The 22,207-nt window shown below is 59.0% G+C and carries 21 protein-coding genes; 10 read left to right on the forward strand and 11 right to left on the reverse strand.

Annotation, left to right across the window (positions count from 1 at the left end):
* Positions 1-161: 161 nt before the first annotated feature.
* On the reverse strand, positions 162-1,073 hold the full coding sequence (locus MHX53_RS07105) for an NAD-dependent epimerase/dehydratase family protein (protein WP_239271742.1): 912 nt from the start codon (positions 1,071-1,073) through the stop codon (positions 162-164).
* A gap of 113 nt (positions 1,074-1,186) precedes the next feature.
* Here MHX53_RS07105 and MHX53_RS07110 point away from each other — a divergent pair, with 113 nt between their 5' ends.
* On the forward strand, positions 1,187-1,864 hold the full coding sequence (locus tag MHX53_RS07110) for a TetR/AcrR family transcriptional regulator (RefSeq protein ID WP_239271743.1): 678 nt from the start codon (positions 1,187-1,189) through the stop codon (positions 1,862-1,864).
* A gap of 47 nt (positions 1,865-1,911) precedes the next feature.
* Positions 1,912-3,465 carry an acetolactate synthase large subunit gene (locus MHX53_RS07115; RefSeq protein WP_239271744.1) on the forward strand — a complete coding sequence of 518 codons (1,554 nt, stop codon included), beginning with the start codon at positions 1,912-1,914 and terminating at the stop codon, positions 3,463-3,465.
* A 140-nt stretch (positions 3,466-3,605) separates the two neighbouring features.
* On the opposite strand, the gene ilvC is transcribed toward MHX53_RS07115, so the two are convergent.
* The 3 genes from ilvC to MHX53_RS07130 are packed head-to-tail and all read right to left on the reverse strand — an operon-like array spanning position 3,606 to position 7,031.
* Entirely contained in the window at positions 3,606-4,634 is a 1,029-nt protein-coding gene (gene ilvC / locus MHX53_RS07120) for a ketol-acid reductoisomerase (protein WP_239271745.1), read from the reverse strand.
* Positions 4,635-4,692: 58 nt separating this feature from the next.
* Positions 4,693-5,202 (reverse strand): acetolactate synthase small subunit, encoded by a 510-nt coding sequence (gene ilvN / locus MHX53_RS07125; RefSeq protein ID WP_239271746.1) that lies wholly within the window; start codon positions 5,200-5,202, stop codon positions 4,693-4,695.
* Between the two features lie 2 nt (positions 5,203-5,204).
* The gene (locus MHX53_RS07130) at positions 5,205-7,031 is read right to left on the reverse strand and encodes an acetolactate synthase large subunit (RefSeq protein WP_239271747.1); all 1,827 of its coding nucleotides are present in this window, start codon (positions 7,029-7,031) and stop codon (positions 5,205-5,207) included.
* Positions 7,032-7,318: 287 nt separating this feature from the next.
* Here MHX53_RS07130 and MHX53_RS07135 point away from each other — a divergent pair, with 287 nt between their 5' ends.
* From MHX53_RS07135 to MHX53_RS07165, 7 genes are all read left to right on the forward strand, one after another.
* A complete protein-coding gene (locus MHX53_RS07135) occupies positions 7,319-8,485 on the forward strand; it encodes a methyltransferase domain-containing protein (protein ID WP_239271748.1) in 1,167 nt (388 codons plus the stop codon).
* A 17-nt stretch (positions 8,486-8,502) separates the two neighbouring features.
* The gene (locus tag MHX53_RS07140; protein ID WP_239271749.1) at positions 8,503-9,108 is read left to right on the forward strand and encodes a sugar O-acetyltransferase; all 606 of its coding nucleotides are present in this window, start codon (positions 8,503-8,505) and stop codon (positions 9,106-9,108) included.
* 53 nt (positions 9,109-9,161) lie between these two features.
* Positions 9,162-9,827: a hypothetical protein gene (locus MHX53_RS07145; protein ID WP_239271750.1), complete on the forward strand. Its 666-nt coding sequence runs from the start codon at positions 9,162-9,164 to the stop codon at positions 9,825-9,827.
* Positions 9,828-9,952: 125 nt separating this feature from the next.
* Positions 9,953-10,870, forward strand: a complete 918-nt coding sequence (locus tag MHX53_RS07150) for a hypothetical protein (protein ID WP_239271751.1) — start codon at positions 9,953-9,955, stop codon at positions 10,868-10,870.
* A gap of 5 nt (positions 10,871-10,875) precedes the next feature.
* Positions 10,876-12,129: a hypothetical protein gene (locus MHX53_RS07155; protein ID WP_239271752.1), complete on the forward strand. Its 1,254-nt coding sequence runs from the start codon at positions 10,876-10,878 to the stop codon at positions 12,127-12,129.
* Positions 12,130-12,143: 14 nt separating this feature from the next.
* Positions 12,144-12,830 (forward strand): ABC transporter ATP-binding protein, encoded by a 687-nt coding sequence (locus MHX53_RS07160; RefSeq protein ID WP_239271753.1) that lies wholly within the window; start codon positions 12,144-12,146, stop codon positions 12,828-12,830.
* Entirely contained in the window at positions 12,827-14,065 is a 1,239-nt protein-coding gene (locus MHX53_RS07165) for an ABC transporter permease (RefSeq protein WP_239271754.1), read from the forward strand. The genes MHX53_RS07160 and MHX53_RS07165 overlap by 4 nt, the downstream gene beginning before the upstream one ends.
* A gap of 75 nt (positions 14,066-14,140) precedes the next feature.
* Here MHX53_RS07165 and ilvD read toward each other — a convergent pair whose 3' ends face one another.
* The 5 genes from ilvD to cysK all read right to left on the reverse strand — a co-directional run bounded on the left by ilvD (position 14,141) and on the right by cysK (position 19,253).
* Positions 14,141-15,847, reverse strand: coding sequence for a dihydroxy-acid dehydratase (gene ilvD / locus MHX53_RS07170; protein ID WP_239271755.1), 1,707 nt, complete (start codon positions 15,845-15,847; stop codon positions 14,141-14,143).
* A 70-nt stretch (positions 15,848-15,917) separates the two neighbouring features.
* Positions 15,918-16,871 carry a 2-hydroxyacid dehydrogenase gene (locus MHX53_RS07175; protein WP_239271756.1) on the reverse strand — a complete coding sequence of 318 codons (954 nt, stop codon included), beginning with the start codon at positions 16,869-16,871 and terminating at the stop codon, positions 15,918-15,920.
* 37 nt (positions 16,872-16,908) lie between these two features.
* Complete coding sequence (locus MHX53_RS07180; protein WP_239271757.1) at positions 16,909-17,562, reverse strand: DUF998 domain-containing protein; 654 nt, start codon at positions 17,560-17,562, stop codon at positions 16,909-16,911.
* Between the two features lie 105 nt (positions 17,563-17,667).
* A complete protein-coding gene (gene cysE, locus MHX53_RS07185) occupies positions 17,668-18,324 on the reverse strand; it encodes a serine O-acetyltransferase (RefSeq protein ID WP_239271758.1) in 657 nt (218 codons plus the stop codon).
* Positions 18,321-19,253, reverse strand: a complete 933-nt coding sequence (cysK, locus tag MHX53_RS07190; RefSeq protein WP_239271759.1) for a cysteine synthase A — start codon at positions 19,251-19,253, stop codon at positions 18,321-18,323. Before cysK ends, cysE begins: the two co-directional genes overlap by 4 nt.
* Before the next feature lie 175 nt (positions 19,254-19,428).
* Between cysK and def the strand changes: the two genes are divergently transcribed.
* Positions 19,429-20,010, forward strand: coding sequence for a peptide deformylase (gene def / locus MHX53_RS07195; protein WP_239271760.1), 582 nt, complete (start codon positions 19,429-19,431; stop codon positions 20,008-20,010).
* 98 nt (positions 20,011-20,108) lie between these two features.
* Here def and MHX53_RS07200 read toward each other — a convergent pair whose 3' ends face one another.
* Together MHX53_RS07200 and MHX53_RS07205 are read right to left on the reverse strand one after the other, a co-directional pair.
* On the reverse strand, positions 20,109-21,146 hold the full coding sequence (locus tag MHX53_RS07200; protein WP_239271761.1) for a hypothetical protein: 1,038 nt from the start codon (positions 21,144-21,146) through the stop codon (positions 20,109-20,111).
* Between the two features lie 118 nt (positions 21,147-21,264).
* A complete protein-coding gene (locus MHX53_RS07205) occupies positions 21,265-21,822 on the reverse strand; it encodes a hypothetical protein (RefSeq protein ID WP_239271763.1) in 558 nt (185 codons plus the stop codon).
* Positions 21,823-22,207 lie beyond the last annotated feature (385 nt).

Below are 22,207 nucleotides of genomic sequence, written 5' to 3' on the forward strand. Positions count from 1 at the left end.
GAGCGAAACTGCGCATTATATTGCGTAGTTTCGCTCACTTTGCGCTGTTTGGCCTTAGCTAAATCGCCTGGCTCTTCTCTCACGTAGGCGCGAAAACCAGTTACTCTACACAGCTCACGGAAAACCGCGGACTCATGTAGACAAACGGACAGAACCCACCCCTACCGCGAAGCACCTTCCCTCCCAGACACGCATCCCGCTAGAGCAACATCCAGGCTCGTCACCGGAAGATCGGCCAGCACCCCTGTGTGAAGAACGTGCGGCGAGTCCCACAAGTACCTCTGGTTGTGTAGTTCGCGGAAGGTTTGCGAAAACAAGCCCGTCACCCTCATCACAGTCCAGGGAATCTGAATCACCCCAGACGTTTCAGGTTTAGAAGCCACACGCGCAAACGCACGAGCCAACTCAACTTGCGACACCGGCCCAAGCGCCGGCGCATGAACGACAGACGGTAGGTCATACGCGTTTTCAACCGCATACACCATCCCACGGACCAGATCGGGGATATACGTAATACTCCGAGGCGCCCTCACGTCACCCAAACCAAGCGGACGACTACCCTTCATCACGCGATCAAACGCCAACTGGTGAAACACCGCCCCAGCCAATGACGCAGTGGGACCAATGAGATCCGCGGCAACAACGGACACGGTCCTGCCACCGTGCGCCTCGCGGTTGCGTAACAGTTGAGCCCGTACTTCCCCTAATGGCGACGCTGGCTCAACCGGGTCCCCCTCCTTCAGCTCCTGCGCTCCGGTCCCCCACGCATACACAGACTCGGGGAAAACCACCGGCACGTCACCAGCCCATTCGAGCAATTGTTTCTCGCGCGGAATCAGCACGTCCCGCCAGGCGCGCGCACTATAAGGCGCGTGCATACAGTTAAACACCCCGTCGAACCCATCCGACCTCAACTCAGGGAGCACTTCCTGCACATCACCCTGGATAACCTCAACTCCCCTGCGCTGCGCCATACCTGACCGCTTCACGACCGTGACGCGATCCCCACGCTCAGTCAGCTGCCGAACAAGCTCCTGCCCAATCTGGCCATACCCAATTACCAAGTACTTCATTCCGCCCTCCACAATTAAGCGAACACCGTTCACATAATTAACCTACCCCAATTCGCCACAATTGTGAACACTGTTCACAAACAAATCACCTCAACCTTTGCCACACTGTGTACATGACCACTCGAAAGCCTCACGCCGAGTCACGCGCCCAGATGCGCAAGGGCATCATCACGCACGGCACGCGACTTCTGGAGAAGCATGGGCACGCAGGACTATCACTTCGCGAAGTCGCGCGATCCATGGGCGTCGCCCCTTCAGCGTTGTATCGGCACGTGAAAAACCGCGACGAACTCCTCACCGTCCTCCTCGTCGAATCGTTCAACCGCGTAGCAGACCACGTCGAGAAAGCGACGCATACTGCCACAACACCTCACGCGCGCCTTCACGCACTCACCCACGCGCTACTCGAATGGGCGCAACGCCACCCGCAACAGTGGGCCCTGATGTACGGCACGCCGGTCCCCAACTACGCCGCTCCCGCAGAGTCCACAAACGAACCCGGCACCCGGGTCCTCACCCTGTTCGTTCACACGGTCGCCGGCTTCGACCTCGGGACGGAACCTGCCTCCCAAGAACTCAAAGAAGAACTCGCCCGAGGCGCCACAGACCTGGGCGCGGAAATGTCGCCTGAGCGCGCCACGGGTGCGGTGCTAGCGTGGACGTCTCTCATTGGCCTGATTAACGCGGTTCAGTTCGGCCAGCTTGGCCCGGAACTTACTGACCTTGGCAGCGATCTGCTCGATTCGTGGCTACGGAATTTACTTGGCACCCAAACAAGCCGTACTCTCTGATGTGACACACTCCACTTTTGCCCATATCTATTGAGACAAGGAGAACCATGAACGGTGCGCACAGCCTGACGCAAACCCTGCTCGCCAACGGTGTCGACACGGTGTTTGCCAACCCGGGAACCTCGGAAATGCACTTCGTTGCAGCCCTTGATGACACCCCGGAAATCAACTGCATCTTGGGCCTGTTTGAAGGCGTGGTCACGGGAGCCGCCGACGGTTACGCGCGCATGAAGGACACACCGGCCGCAACACTCCTCCACCTGGGTCCTGGCCTGGCAAACGGACTATCCAACCTGCACAACGCGATCCGCGCACAGTCCCCGATCGTCAACGTCATTGGTGACCACGCGATCTACCACCGCCAGTACGACGCCCCGCTCACCTCGGACGTCGAAGGCGCCGCACGCCCGTTTAGCCACTGGGTGCGCACAACCGCGAACGCTGACTCCGTCTCCCACGACACGGCCGCCGCGATCGCCGCGTCACTGACCAACCCGGGCCAGATCGCCTCGCTCATCCTCCCTGCCGACTCCGCGTGGAACCCGGTCGAGAACCAACAAGAACCAGAAAAGGCATTCGTGCCCGCCGCCGGAATCCCTGCAGACGACATCATCGAAGGCGCAGCAACTGCCCTCAAGAAAGCCAAGAACCCAGCAATTCTTCTAGGCAAAAACGCCCTGCGCGAAATCCCACTCCGCAGCGCAGGCCTGATCGCAGAAGCAACCGGCGCTGACCTGCTGTGCCCCAACATGGTCGCGCGCGTCACCCAGGGTGCTGGCCGCGTGCCAGTCAAGCGCGTCCCGTACGCCACCCCTGCCGCCGTTGACTTCCTCAAGGACTACGACCTGCTGGTCCTGGTGGGGTCCAAGGCCCCAGTCGGGTTCTTCGCCTACCCCAACCGCCCCAGCGCGCTCACTCCCCCAGCCATGCACGTGGTGGAGCTCGCCCAGCCACGCCACGACCTCACGGCCTCGCTCCAGGCCCTGGTCACAGCGGTAGGCGCAGACAGTGCGAAAGAGGCGGCGACCTCGGCGCTGGACCTGCCCGGCCTGCCCACCGGCTCTATCACCAAAGAGAAACTGGGCGACCTGCTGGCCAACATGATTCCGGAAAACGGCATCGTGGTCGACGAAAGCATCACCACCGGTTTCACGTTCTTCTCCACCGCATCCACCGCCCAGCCGCACGACTACATGTTGGGAACCGGCGGATCTATTGGCTACGCGCTCCCCACGGCGGCCGGCGCGGCGGTGGCCTGCCCAGACCGCAAGGTGATCTGCCTAGAGTCCGACGGCTCCGGCATGTACATGCCACAGTCGCTGTGGACGTACGCACGTGAGGGGCTGGACATCGTGGTGGTGATCTTCTCGAACCGCAAGTACCAGATCCTGCGCGACGAAATGCGCAACGTGGGCGCCGACTTTGGCGGCCCACGCGCCGAAGCCCTCATGGACCTCACCAACCCCACGATCGACTGGGTGTCACTGGCCAACTCGATGGGTGTGGACGGTCAGGCCGTGGACAACATGGACGACCTCGCAACCGCCTTCCGCGCAGGTCTGGACGCGCAAGGCCCGTACCTCATCGAAGTCGTGATGTAACGCAAGGTCAACCGCCGCCGAGGTGGCAGCAACTCCGCGCGTCCGGCACCTCGGCCCCGTTCCGTAAGCCCCGCAAAAACGCTTGTGGCCCTCAGCTCAATGCTGAGGGCCACAAGCGTCGCAAGGGCAAGCGCTACACGTTAGCGTGCAGCGGTGCCCTCGGTGTAGTCGTCGTCGGAGTCCTTGAGCCATGCGAACATCTTGCGCAGTTCGCGGCCGGTGGCCTCGATTGGGTGCTGCTCTTCCTTAGCGCGCAGTTCGTTGAATTCCTGTGCGCCGTTCTTCTGGTCGTCCATGAAGCGCTGGGCAAACGAACCGTTCTGAATGTCTTCCAGAACAGCCTTCATGGAAGCCTTCACTTCTGGGGTGATGACACGTGGACCGGACACGTAGTCACCGTATTCTGCGGTGTCGGAGCAGGACCAGCGCTGCTTAGCGATTCCACCTTCAACCATGAGGTCGACGATGAGCTTGAGTTCGTGCAGAACCTCGAAGTATGCGATCTCGGGCTGGTAGCCAGCTTCGGTGAGGGTTTCAAAACCGGCCTGAACCAGGTGCGAAACACCACCGCACAGCACGGCCTGTTCACCGAACAGGTCGGTTTCGGTTTCTTCCGTGAACGTGGTCTTGATTCCGCCTGCGCGCAGACCACCAATGGCCTTGGCGTAGGACAGCACGGTGTCCCATGCGCTTCCGGTTTCGTCCTTTTCAACAGCGACAAGTACGGGCACACCTCGGCCGTCAACAAATTCGCGGCGCACAATGTGGCCGGGGCCCTTAGGCGCAACCATGATAACGTCCACGCCTTCAGGCGCCTGGATGTAGCCAAAGCGGATGTTGAATCCGTGGCTGAACACCAGGGTCTTGCCGGCGGACAGTTTGTCCTTGATTTCGTTGTCGTAGATGTCAGCCTGAACCTGGTCGGGTGCAAGGATGACAACGACGTCGGCCCAGTCGGCAACTTCGCCTGGGGTTCCCACTTCGAAGCCCTGCGCGGATGCCTTGTCGCGGCTCTTTGAACCTTCAGCAAGACCAATACGAACGTCAACGCCTGAGTCGCGAAGGCTCAGTGCGTGCGCGTGGCCTTGGCTTCCGAATCCAACTACGGCAACTTTCTTGCCCTGGATGACTGACAGGTCTGCATTGTCGTCGTAATAACGCTCTACCATTGCTTCTCCTTGTTTTTGTGCGTGTGTTTTTGAGTATATGAGGTTGTACGAGGTTGGTTTAGTTCCGCAGGGCCTTGTCCGAAATGGACTTGCCTCCGCGTCCGATTGCCACGGTTCCTGATTGCACGATTTCCCTGATTCCAAAAGGTTCGAGCACCCGTCGCAGCGCGTCAAGCTTGGACTTTTCGCCCGTTGCTTCAATACACACTGCGTCAGCTGACACATCGATGATGTGGGCGCGGAACAGTTCGCATGTGCTGGCGATTTGTGCTCGCGCCTGTGGATCAGCTTTGACCTTGAAGATCACGTGGGCGCGCCTGACGGATTGTTCGGGCTCCAGCTCCACGATCTTGATGACGTTGATCAGCTTGTTGAGCTGTTTCGTCACCTGTTCAAGGGGCGTATCGCGGACGTCAACCACGACCGTGATACGGGAAATCTCTTCAATTTCTGTTGTTCCCACTGCGAGGGAATCAATGTTGAAACCGCGACGGGCTAGCAACCCGGTGAAGCGCGTGAGCGCGCCGGGTTTGTTTTCAATCAGAACCGAAAGCGTATGGCGGCTCACTGTCACAGCTCCTCCATGGGGTCGTCGAAGTCTGGTTGCATGTCGCGGGCGTACTGGATCTGGTCGTTGCTCACGCCGGCAGGAACCATGGGCCACACCATGGCGTCGGCCGGAACGGTGAAGTCAATCACCACGGGGCGGTCGTTGGTTTCAAGCGCGGTTGCAATCGCTGCGTCCACGTCTTCGTTGCGGTCTACGCGCATCCCCAAGCACCCGTAGGCTTCGCTGAGTTTCACAAAGTCGGGGACGCGCACGGATTCGTGCCCGGTGTTGAGGTCTGAGTGGGAATACCGGCCGTCATAGAACAGGGTCTGCCACTGGCGCACCATCCCCAGGGACGAGTTGTTAATGACCGCGACCTTAATAGGGATGTTGTTGAGCGCACAGGTAGCGAGTTCCTGGTTGGTCATTTGGAAGCACCCGTCACCGTCGATTGCCCACACGGTGCGTTCTGGCTGCCCCACTTTCGCACCCATAGCGGCAGGCACGGAGTACCCCATGGTTCCCAGGCCACCTGAGTTGAGCCACGAGTTTGGCCGGTCGAAGGTAACGAACTGGCTGGCCCACATCTGGTGCTGTCCAACACCAGCAACGTAGGTTCCTTCCGGCCCGGTCAGGGCCGAAATCCTTTCGATCACGTACTGCGGGTCGCACAGTCCTTGATCGTTGGGCTCAAATCCAAGCGGGTAGGTGGTCTTCCACGTGTTCAGCTGTGACCACCACGCACCCCGGTCATTCTCCAAAGCCGAGGACCTCGAGGCGGTGAGTTCGGCCGTCAACTGGGCGAGCACCTCGGCGGCGTCCCCCACAATGGGCACGTCTACCGCGCGGTTCTTCCCAATTTCAGCCGGGTCAATGTCAATGTGGATGACTTTGGCGTTGGGGGCGAAGGTTTCGAGGTTGCCGGTGACGCGGTCGTCGAACCGGGCGCCCACGGCGATGAGCAGGTCCGACTTCTGGAATGCCGTCACCGCGCTCACCGTCCCGTGCATGCCCGGCATGCCCACGTGCAGCGGGTGCGAGTCGGGGAAGGCGCCGCGTGCCATCAGGGTGGTGGCAACGGGGATCCGGGTGGCTTCGGCCAGTTCTTTCAGCTGTGGGCTGGCTTGGGCGCGGATCACTCCCCCGCCCACGTAGAACACCGGCCGGGCGGACTGTTCGATGAGTTTGATCGCTTCTTTGATCTGCTTGGCGTGTGGCCGGGTGGTGGGCCGGTAGCCGGGCAGGTTGGGGGCGTCGGGCCACACGAATTCGGTGACGGTGTTTTGCGCGTCCTTGGTGATGTCCACCAGGACTGGGCCGGGGCGTCCGGTTGAGGCGATGTGGTACGCGGATTGGATTGCGTGCGGGATGTCTTCGGCGCGCGTGACCAGGAAGCTGTGTTTGGTGATGGGCATGGTCATGCCCACGATGTCGGCTTCTTGGAACGCGTCAGTTCCCAGCAGGGTTGAGGACTGCTGGCCGGTGATGGCCAGGACTGGAACGGAGTCCATGTGTGCGTCAGCTAGCGCGGTGACCAGGTTGGTTGCGCCCGGCCCCGAGGTCGCCATGCACACGCCCACGCGTCCCGTCGCCGAGGCGTAGCCTTCCGCAGCGTGTCCGGCGCCTTGCTCGTGGCGCACCAGAATGTGGTTGATGGTTTTGGAGTCAAGGAGCGGGTCGTAGGTGGGGAGGATCGTGCCGCCGGGGAGGCCGAATACCGTGTCGACACCAAGGAGTTCGAGGCTGCGAATGACGGCTTGCGCGCCTGTGAGATTCTCTGGCGAGGTTCGTTTTGGTACCGGGTGGGCCCTGGTGGCCGAGGCCGGTGCCGGTTGCGTTGTGGCCAAGATAGCTCCTTAGTCTGGGTGGTCGTGTGACCAATAAAAACGCCCCTTACCGTTATCCGGAAGGGGCGCGCGGGTTCGTCCTTTTTAGAACGCTTGGAGTAACTCCGCGCGCTTGCTAATAAGGACGACAATGTTGTTCATGTCACTTAGTGTAGGGGGCGCCCACCGCGCGGTGTCAAACATTGACATGGAGTGACCAAACTGTGAGATGTGAGAAAGTGGGAGGCGTGGATTGTTCGTGTTTTGACGCCGGCCTGTGCCGCTCCTGCACGCTTCTCCCCGTTTCCATGAGTACGCGCGTGGAGTCGCAGCAGGCCGAGGTCGCTGACCTGTTGGCACCGTTTTGGGTAGCCGGGGAAGAAGGGGCACCGGGAGAAGAAGCGGCAACGGGGACACCGAAACAAAACTGGCTGCCCCCGGTTGTTGGCCCGGAGTCCGGTTTCCGCATCAAGGTCAAGATGGTGGTCGCGGGAACCACCGAGCAGCCCGCGTTGGGCATCTTGGATGACGACGGAATGGGAATCGACCTCACCGACTGCCCCTTGTACCCCGAATCTATCCACACCGTGATTCGCACACTCCCCTGGCTCATCAAGCGCGCGCAGGTCCCGCCGTATAACGTGCGCAAACGTAAGGGCCAGCTCAAGCACGTGATCGTCACGGCAGGTGATGACAACCGGGTGATGGTGCGGTTCGTGTTGGCGTCGCAGTCTGCCCTGCCGCGCATTCAGGAACACTTGCCCGCGTTTATGGACGCGTGTGAAGGGGTCGAGGTGTTTTCGGCGAGCGCGAACATCAACCCTGTTCACACAGCGATTATCGAGGGTGACGAAGAGATCGCGTTGCACGGCCCGCAGTGGTTGCCGGTGACGCAGGGGCGGGTGCAGTTGAAGGTTCGGCCGCAGTCGTTTGTGCAGACGAATACTGTCGTGGCGTCTGGCCTGTATGAGCAGGTGCGTGAGTGGGTTTCCAACGCCGAGGTGTCCGCCACCTCCCACGGCCGTCACCTCAGGGTGTGGGACCTGTTTTGTGGGGTGGGAGGTTTCGCTCTGCACGTCGCCGGGCCGGGTCGGCAGGTCACGGGGGTCGAGGTGGCCCCTGCTGCGGTCGAGTCCGCGCGGGAGGTGGCAGGCGAGAACGACCTCGGGCTGATCTTCATCTGTGCCGATGCCTCCCAGTGGGCCCGCCAACAGACACAGGTGCCGGACGTGTTGATTGTGAATCCACCTCGGCGCGGGATGGGTGAGGACATGGCCGGGTGGGTCGAGCAGTCCGGGATTCCGCACGTGATCTATTCGAGTTGCAATCCGCGCACTTTGGCGGCTGATCTTGCAAAAATGCCCGGGTACAAGATTGAGCAGGCGCGGTTTTTGGACATGTTTCCGCATACGTCCCACGCCGAGGTGGTTGTCAGGTTGGCGCGTCAGGCTGGTGGGAGTACGGACGCCGAGTAGAAAGCGCGAGGAGAGGGATGTCGGAAAAAGACAAGATGCTTGCTGGTGAAATGTACGACTCGTCGGATCCGGAGCTGACGGCGCTTCGGGTTAAGGCTCGGAAGTTGGCCAGGAAATACAACTTGACCGATGAAGACGAGCCTGAAGCGCAGCGCGAAATTCTCGCAGGGCTATTGCCTTCCGCTTCCGCGATTCCAGCCCTGCAGGCGCCGATCTACTTTGACTACGGGTGCAACACGGTGTTTGGCCAACGGTGCGAGGTGAATTTCAACTTCACGTGTCTTGATGTGTGCCCGATCAGCATTGGTGATAACGCGTTTATTGGCCCGAACGTCACGATCGCAACGCCCATGCACCCGTTTGTGCCCAGCGAACGTAATGCCCGGACGCGTGCGGATGGTTCTTCCTACACGCTGGAATACGCCAAGCCGGTCACGATTGAACGCGACTGTTGGATTGCTGCCAACGTCGTTATTTGCGGTGGGGTGACCATAGGTGAAGGTTGTGTCATCGGTGCGGGAAGTGTCGTCACACGGGATATTCCTGCGTATAGTTTTGCGGCGGGAAACCCGTGTAAGGTCATTCGCGAAATCCCCGTCCACGGGAGTACGGGGCCGGAATAGCTGGTGGCCGGACGGACTAGAATGGGAATGAACGTACAAGGCGAGGGGACGATATGCGACTAAAGAAAATTCAGGCGCGTCTAGAAGAGTCACAAACCAACGGGACCCTTGTACAGATCACGCGTGAAGGCGTTGAAATGTGGCCGCTGGTGGGAGTGGTGGCAGGTTTCGACAAGTGGGTGCTCGTTGCGACCGTGAACCGGCAGTTGCAGGCGCAGGGGTTCGATGCTGTGCGCCTGCGCGACATTACGCGAGTGGATCCACCGTTGACGGAACCACTGATTCAGCGAGTTGCTGAAAAGACAGGCAAAGAACTGGTGCGCCAGCCGGCTCACAAGTTGGAGTTGGGGTCGACGAAGGCGCTGGCCCGTACGGTCATCGACGCGAAGGCGTTTGTGGGTCTGTTTACATATTCGCACGGCACTGGGCACGAGATCGATGCGTACAGCGGTCGGATTGGCGAGATTCGTAATCGGATTGTGGCGTTTGACCGGATTTCGGCTAATGGTTCGTGGGACCCAAGTCCGTTGTCGCTTCCCATGGCCGAGATTGCGCGGTTCGGGTTTGACTCTGTGAGGCAGCGGACATTCCAGTTGTTCGGTAAGGACTACCCGGGTGGCCCACACCAACCCATGGACACCAGTGCGACTTTGCCCCAGTACGACGACATTCAGCCGGAGGGCAAGAACGACGACTTCCTCGGTTCGCTGCTGCGGTAGGTGGGGTGGTTACAGGTGGGCTCGTCTGACTGACGCTTTCGCCATTTCGTTTTGCCCCCCGACCGGGGTTTAGAATGACTTTAGGTTGGCGATGGTGCTGACCATTTTCACAGAAAGAACCACCAGTGAAAGTAACCGTCACCTCTCTAGTATTTATTTGTGCGACAGCGCTCTTTGTCACCGGTTGCGGGTCAGAGAGCGAAGACAATGGTTTCGCCGTCCCTGATGAACCACGCAAGGAAATCCGTTCAGAGATCCGTGGACTCTTTAAAGATTCGATGGCTCTGCACAACTACAACCAGCGGTTTATTCAAAAGTGCATGAACCAAGCACACTTTCAATACGAACCAGAGCTTTCAACAGATGCGAAGTCGTTTTCGTCCGTGCTCGATGAAACGGATGTCATTTCGAAAGATGAGGTGAAGGAGAACCGGGGTTACCCGACCGAACCAACCGAGGAAAACGCCCCTCACGACAACGCCGGGTACACCAAGACACCTCAGAGCCAGCGTGAGGACTGGGACAAGGCCTTTCGGGGCGAGCCAAAAGAAGACTCCGAGCTGGCTCAAGAAGCCGCTGGCGGTGAAGAGGACGGGGAACTACGCAACACCAATGGCGGCTGCTCTAACAAAGCCGATGAAGAGCAGTTTGGTTCACTCGAAAAGGCGGACCAAGCCGACTTTATTAGCTCACAACTTATTCTGGACGCGTTTAATGGCGCAATAGACGATCAGGAAATGCAGGATCTGCACAGTTCGTGGGCAACTTGCATGAAAAAGGCGGGTTTCGGAAAGGACAGTCACGGCGAAGAAGTCACCACGCCTGATGTCGCGCAGGTGTGGGCTACCACAGATCCGGCAAAGTCCTACGATATCGCAATGGCGGACGCGACTTGCCAAGAGTCGTTGGAATACGGAACCAAGCGGACGTTCATTGAGGACCGATATCTGACTGGTATCGCCGACTTCTATGAATCGCAGATCCACGGGGCGTTAGAGATTCGTCGCGAAGCACTCGATCGGTCCAAAAAGGAATTTGGATAGCCCCTATGGCTCAGTCTCGCCTGTTCTCCAGGTGGTCACGCAAGCAAGTCATCGTTTGCGCAGTTATTGTCCTGCTCGTAGCCACAAACGTCATTGCGTGGTTGTGGCTCGGCAAAGCACGCACCGAAGTGCAAAAGGCCGCACAAGCCAGCGATGTGTCGCCCTCAACCATCACAGTACCCGTGGAAAAGGGAACCGTAAGTCGCACGGTGACTGCGGACTGTTCAACCACGAAAGAATTCACAAACACACCACGGTTCGTCACCTCGGGCGAAGATGAGGCGATTGTCACCTCAGTACCGTTTAAGGCAGGTGACCGTGTTGAGGCAGGAACGGTAGTCGCTGAGGTGTCTTCCCGCCCCATCATTGTGGCCCAAGGAGACCTGCCAGCGTTTCGCACACTTAAGGTTGGTTCGCGAGGAGCCGATGTAGACCAACTCCACGCGTTTCTAAAAGATCAGGGCATGTACCACGGCGATCTTCACGCCAAGTATTCCGTGCAAACAGGCGACGCGGTGAAAAAGCTGTACGAACAAGCTGGCTACGACCCGGCGTATTCGGACCCAGAAGCCGTCAAACAGTTTTCGCGACTTGAGAAGACAATTTCTCGCGCAAAACGTGGAACCTTGGGTGACGATGAAGAAGTCCCCACACAGGACGAATACGATGAGGCACGCGAAAAAGCAACACCCGAGGTCCCCGCCGGAGAAATCCTGTATCTCAAGCGCACACCCGCAACCCTCACCACAATGAACCTTTCGGTGGGGCAAACGCCACAGGAAGGCCAACTTGTAACAAGCTCTGGTAAAGACGTTTTGTCATGCACCATCAATGCAACCGAACTGCCTGATGTCTCACAAGGGCAAAGAGTTTTTCTCGACAGTAGTGGCACAAGCGAAGAGCTTAAGGTCAAGCGTGTTGATGTAACAGCTGAACAGAAAACCGATGAGAACTCTGAAAATGGGGAGCCACAACCCGAAAAGCCTGATTCTGCGCATGTCATTGTGGAGACACCCGCCAAATTTTCACCATACACCGGCCCAGCACGTATCGAAGTCGAAGAGGGACCAAGAGACACGCTCACAGTACCGAGCACTGCTGTTCGAACCGACCAAAACGGTTCAACCTATGTGAACGTTCAAACGCCTGGGCAAGAGGCTCACCGCGTTTCCGTCACCGTCGTTTTTGAAGCAGACGGAGTGGCAGCAGTCGAGGCAAAGGATCTCCACGAAGGCGATCCAGCTGAAATCACGCAGTAGGAATACCCACACGTATGACCACTACTTCTGCAAGCTGCGTTCTCACGCACATCAGTCACACCTACCGCACTGAGGCTGGCGACGTACCAGTCTTGTCTGACGTCAACATCTCACTGCTTCCAGGACAATTCGCCACTGTGGTGGGCCCTTCCGGCTCGGGGAAAACCACGCTCCTGAGCATCATGGGCCTGCTACTTGCCCCTTCAACCGGTAGCGTCATGATCGACGGTGTTGAGGCCACTGAGCTCACTACTAACGAACGTGCTCAGTTTCGAGCAGACCATGTATCTTTTGTCTTCCAAGCCTTTCACCTCATCGAACACTTGACTGTCGCTGAAAACATCGCGTTAACTCAGACCTATTCATCCTCAACACAATCCCGGGTAGACGAACTCATTGAAGCGGTGTCACTCACACACCGCGCTAACGCGTGGCCCCAGCAACTCTCAGGCGGAGAAAAGCAACGATGTGCAATTGCGCGTGCCCTCAATTCTGAAGCCAATCTGCTTCTCTGCGACGAACCTACCGGCAACCTCGACCGTGAAAACTCTGAACGCGTCGTCACAACGCTCAAAGATGTTGCGCACGTTCAAGGACGTGCTGTTGTCGTTATTACGCACGACCGCAACGTGGCAGAACAGTCGGACGTCATTTATACGATCGACAAGGGCCGGTTGCGCGCTGAGGCCGAACTGCGATGAACCTGTTTCGCGGTTATTTGGCAAAATCGGGACGGCCAGCGCTCACAGCCGTGACCCGACGCAAACGTGGCACGATTCTCACATCGCTTGGAGTCGCAATGGGGATCTTCGCTCTCGTTGCAATGCTTGCAATGTCCACGACAGTGCAAACACAAGTATCGAGTCGTTTTACGGATCTCATGGCGACCAAGGTAGCCGTATCTGGGATCCCGGATTCGTTAGCGTCCGAAGTAGCGCAACTTCGTTTCAATACACCGCAACCTGAAGCGGCGTCACAGCATGAAGAAACTTTGGATACAGGGATCAAGCGGGTGCGGGCGCTCAACGGTGTTAAAACCGCCGGTTTTCTACTTAAGTCGTCAGACCCACTTCCTGTTCGTGTAGCTCCCGGGACCGATCCTCTAGTGGATTCCTCTGTCATGCTTGCCGATGCCGAAACTCTAGTAGCGCACAGATTACATACTGTGTGGGGGCAACCATTCGACTCAGGGCACGTGCAGCGTGGCGCACGAGTTGCGTTCATAGGAACGACCGTGGCGCGACAGCTGGGAATCGACAACAGTGATTCGCCACGCCAAATACACGTTGGAAATGCCACCTACGCGGTAGCTGGCGTGTTTTCTAGTCCAGACCCCGGAGATGGTTTCGACGACGCAATCGTTTTGCCCCTCACGAGCGGTGCTGACTCAGGCGGACAGTTCACCTACCCTCAGTTCGTTGTGTCAACTGAACCAGGGTATGCCCGCCAAGTGTCTATTGAGGCACCCATCGCATTTGACCCTTACCAACGGTACGACCTGACAAGTGAAGTTCCACCCGACCCTGAAAATCTGCGAAAGCAAGTATCCGGTGACACCCAAACAATGGTGTACGCATTCGGCATCGTCGCTCTCATCATTGGGGCACTAAGCATTTCGAACACCATGCTGGCGTCAGTATTCCAACGTCGTCACGAAATCGGTGTCCGTAGTGCGCTCGGCGCTACGTCGCACAACATCGTTAACCAGATCGTGACAGAGGGTGTGATGATTGGCGCGTTCGGAGGGTTAGCGGGAGCGATAGTCGGCTTCAACGCTGTGCTCATCTTCGCCCTCGTTCAAAACTGGACTGCGGTCATACCTCTGTGGCTAATTCCCTGCGGAATTATCTTGGGCGCGTGTGTAGGAGGCATTTCAAGCGTGTACCCAGCGCTCAAAGCGGCACGAATTGATCCCGTCGAAGCACTCATGGGCTAACCCCCAAACGGCGCAACGGGCACACACGAAAAGGCGCAGGCAGTACCTGCGCCTTTTCGTTACCGGAAACCTAGATCAGCACGTCACCGCGCCGGTGGATGCCGATTGCACCAACTTGGCGTACTTACCCAGCACACCGTGCAGGCGTGGGTTCTCCGGAATCACCCACGATTTCTTCCGCTCAGCCAGCTCCTCTTCACTTACATCCAGTTCGATCGTGCGCGCGGCAATGTCAACGCGGATCGTATCCCCATCCTCAACCAGAGCGATAGGACCACCGTCGACCGCCTCGGGAGCCACATGCCCAATACACAGCCCAGTGGACCCACCCGAGAACCTGCCGTCCGTAATCAACAGCACATCCTTACCGATCCCCGCACCCTTGATCGCACCGGTGATCGCCAACATTTCACGCATACCCGGGCCACCCTTGGGGCCCTCATAGCGGATCACAATCACATCGCCAGCCTTGAGTTCACCGTTAAGCACAGCGTCCATCGCGGGCTGCTCCTGGTCGAACACGCGAGCGGTGCCTTCGAACACCTCGGCATCGAACCCAGCCGACTTCACGATCGCACCCTCAGGGGCCAGCGAACCCTTCAACACAGCCAAGCCACCGGTGGCGTGAATCGGGTTGTTCAGCGCGCGCAAGATCTTGCCGTCCGGGTCAGGCGGGTTGATCGACTCGAGGTTTTCAGCCACCGTCTTACCCGTCACCGTCAGCGCGTCACCGTGCAACAGCCCCGCATCCAACAGGGCCTTCATAACCACGGGCACGCCGCCGATCTTGAACACGTCGTTCATGACGTACTCACCAAACGGCTTCACGTTACCCAGGTGAGGCACCTTGTCGCCGATCCGGTTGAAGTCATCCAAGCTGAGCTCCACCCCGGCTTCGTGCGCGGTCGCCAACAGGTGCAGCACCGCGTTGGTGGACCCACCAAAAGCCATGACCACAGAGATCGCGTTTTCAAACGCCTCACGCGTGAGGATGTCGCGCGTGGTGATGCCCTTGCGCAGAAGCCCCACAACGGCCTCGCCGGACTGACGCGCAAACACGTTGCGGTTCCGGTGGATCGCCGGCGGGGCGGCCGAACCCGGCAGTGACAAGCCCAGTGCCTCGGCCGCACTGGCCATGGTGTTAGCGGTGTACATGCCACCGCACGCACCTTCGCCAGGGCAAACGGCGCGCTCGATCGAGTCGACGTCGGCCTCCGTCATCTTGCCTGCACGGCACGCGCCCACCGCTTCGAACGCGTCGATGAGCGTGACTTCTTTTTCCGTTCCGTCCGAAAGCTTGGCCGTACCCGGCATGATCGAACCGTTGTACAGGAACACGCTGGACAGGCCAAGGCGCGCGGCCGCCATGAGCATGCCGGGAATCGACTTGTCACACCCGGCCAGCAACACTGAACCATCCAGGCGTTCAGCGCCAAACACAGTCTCAACGGAGTCAGCGATGATTTCGCGGGACACCAGCGAATAGTGCATGCCTTCGTGCCCCATGGAGATGCCGTCGGATACCGAAATCGTTCCGAACTCCAGCGGGTATCCCCCACCGGCATGCACGCCCTCTTTAGCGAACCCGGCCAACCGTTCCAGCGACAGGTTGCACGGTGTGATTTCGTTCCACGAACTCGCCACACCGATCTGCGGCTTATCCCAGTCGTCGTCACCCATTCCTACGGCGCGCAACATGCCTCGCGCGGCGGCTCGTTCCAAGCCGTCGGTGACGTCGCGGGACCGTGGCTTGATGTCTACTTTGTTATCTGAAGCACTCATGCCTGAAGTCTAGCCCGCACGCCTCGCGTCTCATTTGTCGCTTCACCATGTGGTACTGGAGGGCTTAACCTCACCCTTCGATGACGTTAATGAGTGGCTCGCCTGCGATGATTCGGCGGACCTGTTCCGTGAGCATCTGCTCAATGCGGGGTTCAAACGCCGAGGTGTCCCCTCCCACGTGCGGAGTGATGAGCGTGTTTGGGGTCCCCCACAGTGGGTGTTCGTGTGGCAGGGGTTCGGGGTCGACCACGTCGAGTGCCGCTGAGAGGCGCCCTGCACGCAGTTCGGCGACCAGCGCCTCGGTGTCGACGACTTTCCCACGCCCCACGTTCACTACCAACGCGTTGTCCGGCAACTGGCTGAGGAACTCCGCGTCAATAAGCTTCTCGGTCTGCTTAGTCAGCGGGGTCACCGCAATAACGACCTCGGTGTGTGGCAACAGTTTGGGCAGGTCTTCCGGCCCGTGGATACGCCCGTGCTCATCCGTCCGAGCGTGCGCCGCCACCCGCGTGACATGCGCTTCAAACGGCACCAGCCGCTGCCGGATCGCTTCACCAATCCCGCCGGCACCCAGGATCATGACGCGCCGGTCGGCCAGTGAGCGCATGCGCACGTGGTTCCACGACCTCGCGGCCATGTTGCGCACCGCCGTGTCGATTCCGCGCAGGCTGGCCAGGGTGAGTCCCACGGCCAGTTCCGCTGTGGCGGCAGCGTGTACGCCCGAGGCGGTCGCCACCGTGGTATCAGTACCCACCAAGTCTGCGACCAGGTCGTACCCGGTGGTCTGCGTCTGCACGAGCTTGAGGTTTGGCAACTCCCCCAGCCGGTCAACGGTGGGCTGGGCGTCCATGTATGGCAGGATGATCGCGTCGATGGCTGCGCGATTCACTTCTACCGTGGGGTGTTCTGCCGACCACACAACAAACTCGATCCCAGTCTGCTGGTGGTCAGTGATGCGTCCGTCTACTTTGGCCAGAATGTCAGGGTCAGGGAATGCGATTGTGCGAATATCCAGAGTCGACATATCTCCATTATGGGCAAGAGTGTCAAGGCCCCCGCAATCATGCGTCCACGTGCTGGCTTCTCAACGTCTCGCCACGCATACGAGCGTGACGCACGCTCAGCACAATCACCCACGCGCAAATCAACACCAGCGACAGCCTCTGCACGGCACCTGCCCACCCCACGTGTGGAATCAGCGCCAACACGCCACTCACTCCCAGCAAAACCAACAACGCAACGTTGAGAACAACAGGCAAACTCGCAAAACTCCGCCCGGAGCGCACCATCATGACGATGTCGGCGATCACGGCCACAGCGAACCCGAAGCCCACCAACGCCGAGGTCACCGAGTGCAACTGGTGAGCAAGTCCCACGGTGCCTTCCACCTCGGCGGTGGCACATGCCTCACTCAGACTGGGCGCGCATTCATACGAAAGTAAGGTGTCCCCCACCGTGGCCACGCCCGCCACAACCAAACCAGCGCACAACATGAGCGACAGCGCGTGCCGCCTACGCAGGAACACGCCCAACACCACCAGGAGCACGCCGGCCACCGCGTCACCCACACGAATGAGCACGGCGCCGGGCCTGCCCCACACGGCGTATTCGGACACGAACGAATGCAGCACGTCCAAATGCGGGTCGATCGCAAAAAGAACCGTCCACGTCGAATAGCTCAACGTGAACAGGACTGCCACAACGATGAAACGCACACCCACCTCCTCGAGTCAGTGTAGATGGGTGTGCGTTTTCATGTGTGCGCCAAGGCGCGTTGAAGCGCGTTGGCAGGTGGCTCAAGCCCGTTGACAGCCCTTCACTCAAATCCAGATGGCCGGGTCCTCAAGTAGGTGGTTCTGGGGAGTGTCGACCCCCTTGGGCGCGCGATTCTTGGCAGGCACCCCAACGGCCACGTGGTCGGCGGGCACGTCCTTGACCACGACTGCGTTGGCGCCTACGGAAGCACCGTCGCCCACGGTGATGGGTCCCAGGATCTTGGCACCGGCCCCCACCAGGACGTTGTTCCCTAGCGTGGGGTGGCGTTTGGTCTGTTCCATGGAGGTGCCACCCAGCGTGACCTGCTGGTACAGCATGACATCGTCGCCGATCTCAGCCGTGGCTCCCACCACGATGCCGTCGGCGTGGTCAATGAAAAACCTGCGCCCGATCTTTGCCGCCGGGTGGATCTCAACCCCGGTCAGCGTGCGCACGGCCTGGGACAGAATGCGCGCGGGCACTTCCCCGCCTGGCACTTTGTTGAGTTCGTGCAGTCCGCGGTATGCCCACACGGCGTGCAGGCCGGGGTAGCTGACCGCGGTGACGAAGTCGCTGCGCACGGCGGGGTCGCGCCTGCGGGCGGTGTCCAGGTCTTCGCGTAGGGCAGCGCGGGCGCGCTTGCCCAGTGTGGTGGCCGAGGTGGCAGCAACTGCCACTGCCCCTACCCCGGCCATCACGGCGAGTTTCTTGAGAAAACTCATGCGTCCATGTACTCCGCGAACAGTGGAGTAGACAGGTAGCGTTCACCGAACGACGGAATGATGACGACTACGCGCTTGCCCTTGTTTTCAGGGCGGGCGGCGACGCGCTTGGCCGCGTTGATGGCTGCACCGGAAGAGATTCCCACGAGCAGACCTTCAGACTTGGCGGTTTCGCGCGCGGTTTCAAGCGCTACTTCGTTTTCAACGGTGACAACTTCGTCGATGATGTCGCGGTTGAGGACACCTGGGATGAAGTTTGCACCGATTCCCTGGATGGCGTGTGGGCCGGCCTTACCTTCAGACAGGAGCGGTGATGCTGCTGGTTCTACTGCAACGATCTGGACGTCCTTGTTCTTTTCTTTGAGGACTTCGCCCACACCGGTGATGGTTCCACCGGTGCCGATTCCGGCAACAAAGATGTCGACTTCACCGTCGGTGTCGTTGAGGATTTCCTGTGCGGTGGTGTCGCGGTGGACCTGCGCGTTGGCTTCGTTTTCGAACTGGCGGACCAGAACGGCGTTGTCTTGTGAGCCGATTTCTTCAGCCTTTTCGACAGCGCCCTTCATGCCTTCAGCCTTGGGGGTGAGAACGAGTTCAGCACCGAATGCGCGGAGCAGGGCACGGCGTTCCTTGGACATTGATTCTGGCATTGTGAGGACAACGCGGTATCCGCGTGAAGCTCCCACCATGGCCAGGGCGATTCCGGTGTTTCCGCTGGTTGCTTCGACGATCGTTCCGCCTTCGCGCAACTCGCCAGACTTTTCAGCCGCGTCGATCATGGCAACCCCAATACGGTCTTTCACCGAGTTGGCTGGGTTGTAAAATTCGAGCTTTCCAACGATTTCCGCGCCAGTTTCCTCACTGGCCTTCTGAAGTTTGACAAGTGGAGTGCGACCAACGACTTCTGAAACGTTCGCGTAAATGTTCACCAGCGGTCCTTTCTTTGGTGTCTGTTTGTACCCGGACCGCGCATGGAGGTGATCAGGCGGTCCTTCACACCAGCCAATGGCTTCAGCTGTTGTTAATGCGTCATCATGCGTAACGCAACAGCTTCTTACTATATTCCACGCTGGCAAAAGTCTTTTCAGCACTATGATGTAACCCATGGCTATCCACCCGATTGTTGTCTACGGCGAACCTGTTCTGCACCGTAAAGCTGACCCCGTCACTGAGTTTGACGATGAGCTCCACACGCTTGTCGCTGACATGTATGAAACCCTTGCAGCGTCTAACGGAGTCGGTTTGGCCGCACCGCAGATTGGGGTGGGCAAGCAGATTTACGTGTATGACGCTGATGACGAGGTCGCTGGTGTGAGGCGTCGTGGCGTTTTCATCAACCCAGTGTTGGTGGCGTCGAAGGTTCCCACAACCAACCCGGATCCCAACGAGGATACGGAAGGGTGTTTGTCAGTTCCGGCTTTGGACTACCCGTTGAAGCGGGCCGATAAAGTCACCGTCACCGGTGTTGATGAGAACAACCAGCCGGTGTCGCTCAGTGTTGAGGGTTGGTTCGCTCGGATCATGCAGCACGAATTCGATCACTTGCAGGGGACCCTGTACGTGGACCGGTTGGACACTAGGTGGGCCAAGCGGTGGAAGAAGGAACAGAAGAAGCACGGTTATAACGTCCCCGGGAACTCATGGTTACCGGGCACCGACCCCGACCCGTTTGGTCACGGCCAGTAACCTAATCGACCACGCAGACCAGGCCCAGCAAGCCCAAACGTCGCAAAGCGAGCAAAACTACGCAATATAATGCGCCGTGCCGCTCGCTTTGCGCCGTTTCAGTTAATCGCTTTGCCTTCGCGTTCGGCTTGCGCCAGCTTCCGGTCCAGGTCATCAAAGCTTTCAAACTCTTCGACCGACTCTTCAAGTTCACCCAGCATGCCCCGGATCGCATCCGCGTGTGACTCCGCTTCGAGGTTGAGGTCGCTGAACTGTTTCTGCGCAGTGTCGTCGTTGACGGTACGCGATAGCACGTCAAGCACCTGATCGCCCAATTCACGCGATTCTTCCGTACTATCCAGCTGAACCAACTGCACTGACAGTGTCCGCAACTGTTCCAAATACCCGTACATCGACTCAACACGGCGGGCCAGTGAGGCGAACGCTTTGGCCAGGTTCCGTTGGTACACGTCAATGCGGGCATCCAAGTGTGGCTGCCTGATACTGTCGAGCTTCTGGCGCAGTTCGTACAGCTCACGCAACCGCTCACCAATGGAGGCGACAGCATAGTCCAGGTCCACTCGACTCACGTGGCCTTCCAACGCGGGGTGCGTCCATGCGCGGGTACCAACGATAGCCCGTGAGATAGTCACCGCGAGGTGGAACAGCCTTTGTTCGTCAGTGTCACGGCCGTTGACACCCGGCAGGTAACCCAAGTCAAGCGGCGTGACCCAGCGGACGTGTGGTGCGCGCTTCAGTTGCTTGCCGGTCAGCCGTTTGGGGTCGCGCAGAAACCGGCCCCCAGTAAAAATGCCTACACCTGCTGTGGCTACGGCAGCGATTCCGGTGAGTGCCGAGGTGGTGGCAATGGCAACCGTGTCGGCGAATGCGAGTGCGATGAGCGCTGTAGATCCGAAGAATCCGGTGGTGGCCGCGCCGGCGCCGGTGGTCGTTGCGAAAACGAGCTTGGAGCGGATCAGGTTGCGACTGTAGCGCTGAGGAAACACCTGCTGCGAAAGATCAGATGAAGTGAGGTCGTAGCCACGAGCTTTCCACACGTCGATCACTGATTCGGGCACGCTTCCCGGGACGAGCACACGGTACCGCGGAACGTGTCCGCGACATTCCTGTTTCCACAACTCACGCCAGTGAACCATATGACTCCTTCCGCATACTTCATTGTAGTGAGCTGACCTGACATCTAGCTGGGTGCATAAAGCTGTGGCCCGACCACATTTGGTCGGGCCACAGAAGTCTGCGTGTTGCTAGTGGTGACTAGCCAACTCCGTTGTAGCGGATTGGTTCGCCAACGCCCTGGCCGATCAGCTCGTCCTTGGTTGCGTGGCGCGTGTTTGGTGCTTCCTTTCCGGACTGGCCACCACCGTGTTCGAGCAGTTCGAACGATCCGTCTGGATTCACGGCCTTAACCAGCACAATGTGGTTTGGTCCGGTGATCGCGTCACCTGGCTGGAGTTCTTCCCAGGCGATGTCGTGAGCGACACCGTTTGGAACGAAGGTGAATGACGCTTCACCTGGTCCCCCAGAGTTCCATGCGTATGAAACGAATCCAGAGCAGTCGCGACGGTAGTCTTCAAAGAAGTCCTGGCCCTGTGAGTAGTATGGCGCCTTGGCCATGCGGTCTTCAGCACGCTTGATGATTTCGTCGCGGCTGATTCCTGCGCCTGCCGCCTGAGCCTGCGTAGAAGCGCCAGGGGTGTTGTCAGCTGGCGTGGCTGCCTGCGCGGCGCCGGTCGCAGCAAGGAGGCTTCCACCACCGATTGCGATAGCCAGCGCTCCGTGGGTGAGGGTACGTGTTAGATCTTTCTTGAGCATGTCACTCTCCATAATCTAGACATCCTGGGGGGATTTCCAGGCGTGAAACACGCTACGCCTGTGAAGGAGCGTGCGGGGTGGTTCGGTGGCGAAAATGGCCCCATTTTCATTTTCTTCTAAGCGCAGAGCACTGTTTCCGAATGGCTCTATAGAGGTCCCTTACTGGAGCTTTACTGTTCGAATTTCAAACGGTATGTGACGCTCCCGAGGTCGTAGCAGCTTCCAGCGACGCCACCCTAGTGGGGGAATAGAAAAGTGAGTGGTGCGGGGGCAGATTTGGCCGGGCCCCCAAAATTGTTGGGGGGGGGGGTGGCCCGGCCCCCCCCCGTGAAATCCGGTTTGAAAAAACGGTAAATAGGCTTGGCCCAGGAAATTGAAAAACAGC

The organism is Brevibacterium sp. ACRRH (assembly GCF_022346365.1).
GTDB lineage: Bacteria > Actinomycetota > Actinomycetes > Actinomycetales > Brevibacteriaceae > Brevibacterium > Brevibacterium paucivorans.

Excerpts from the sequence above, each read along its gene's own strand:
- MHX53_RS07205 (WP_239271763.1), bottom strand. The coding sequence starts at position 21,822 with ATGCTCAAGAAAGATCTAACACGTACCCTCACCCACGGAGCGCTGGCT.
- MHX53_RS07155 (WP_239271752.1), top strand. The coding sequence starts at position 10,876 with ATGGCTCAGTCTCGCCTGTTCTCCAGGTGGTCACGCAAGCAAGTCATC.
- MHX53_RS07175 (WP_239271756.1), bottom strand. The coding sequence starts at position 16,871 with ATGTCGACTCTGGATATTCGCACAATCGCATTCCCTGACCCTGACATT.
- MHX53_RS07105 (WP_239271742.1), bottom strand. The coding sequence starts at position 1,073 with ATGAAGTACTTGGTAATTGGGTATGGCCAGATTGGGCAGGAGCTTGTT.
- ilvD (WP_239271755.1), bottom strand. The coding sequence starts at position 15,847 with ATGAGTGCTTCAGATAACAAAGTAGACATCAAGCCACGGTCCCGCGAC.
- MHX53_RS07165 (WP_239271754.1), top strand. The coding sequence starts at position 12,827 with ATGAACCTGTTTCGCGGTTATTTGGCAAAATCGGGACGGCCAGCGCTC.
- MHX53_RS07200 (WP_239271761.1), bottom strand. The coding sequence starts at position 21,146 with ATGGTTCACTGGCGTGAGTTGTGGAAACAGGAATGTCGCGGACACGTT.
- cysE (WP_239271758.1), bottom strand. The coding sequence starts at position 18,324 with ATGAGTTTTCTCAAGAAACTCGCCGTGATGGCCGGGGTAGGGGCAGTG.
- MHX53_RS07145 (WP_239271750.1), top strand. The coding sequence starts at position 9,162 with ATGCGACTAAAGAAAATTCAGGCGCGTCTAGAAGAGTCACAAACCAAC.
- MHX53_RS07110 (WP_239271743.1), top strand. The coding sequence starts at position 1,187 with ATGACCACTCGAAAGCCTCACGCCGAGTCACGCGCCCAGATGCGCAAG.
- ilvC (WP_239271745.1), bottom strand. The coding sequence starts at position 4,634 with ATGGTAGAGCGTTATTACGACGACAATGCAGACCTGTCAGTCATCCAG.
- MHX53_RS07160 (WP_239271753.1), top strand. The coding sequence starts at position 12,144 with ATGACCACTACTTCTGCAAGCTGCGTTCTCACGCACATCAGTCACACC.
- def (WP_239271760.1), top strand. The coding sequence starts at position 19,429 with ATGGCTATCCACCCGATTGTTGTCTACGGCGAACCTGTTCTGCACCGT.
- MHX53_RS07115 (WP_239271744.1), top strand. The coding sequence starts at position 1,912 with ATGAACGGTGCGCACAGCCTGACGCAAACCCTGCTCGCCAACGGTGTC.
- MHX53_RS07140 (WP_239271749.1), top strand. The coding sequence starts at position 8,503 with ATGTCGGAAAAAGACAAGATGCTTGCTGGTGAAATGTACGACTCGTCG.
- MHX53_RS07135 (WP_239271748.1), top strand. The coding sequence starts at position 7,319 with ATGAGTACGCGCGTGGAGTCGCAGCAGGCCGAGGTCGCTGACCTGTTG.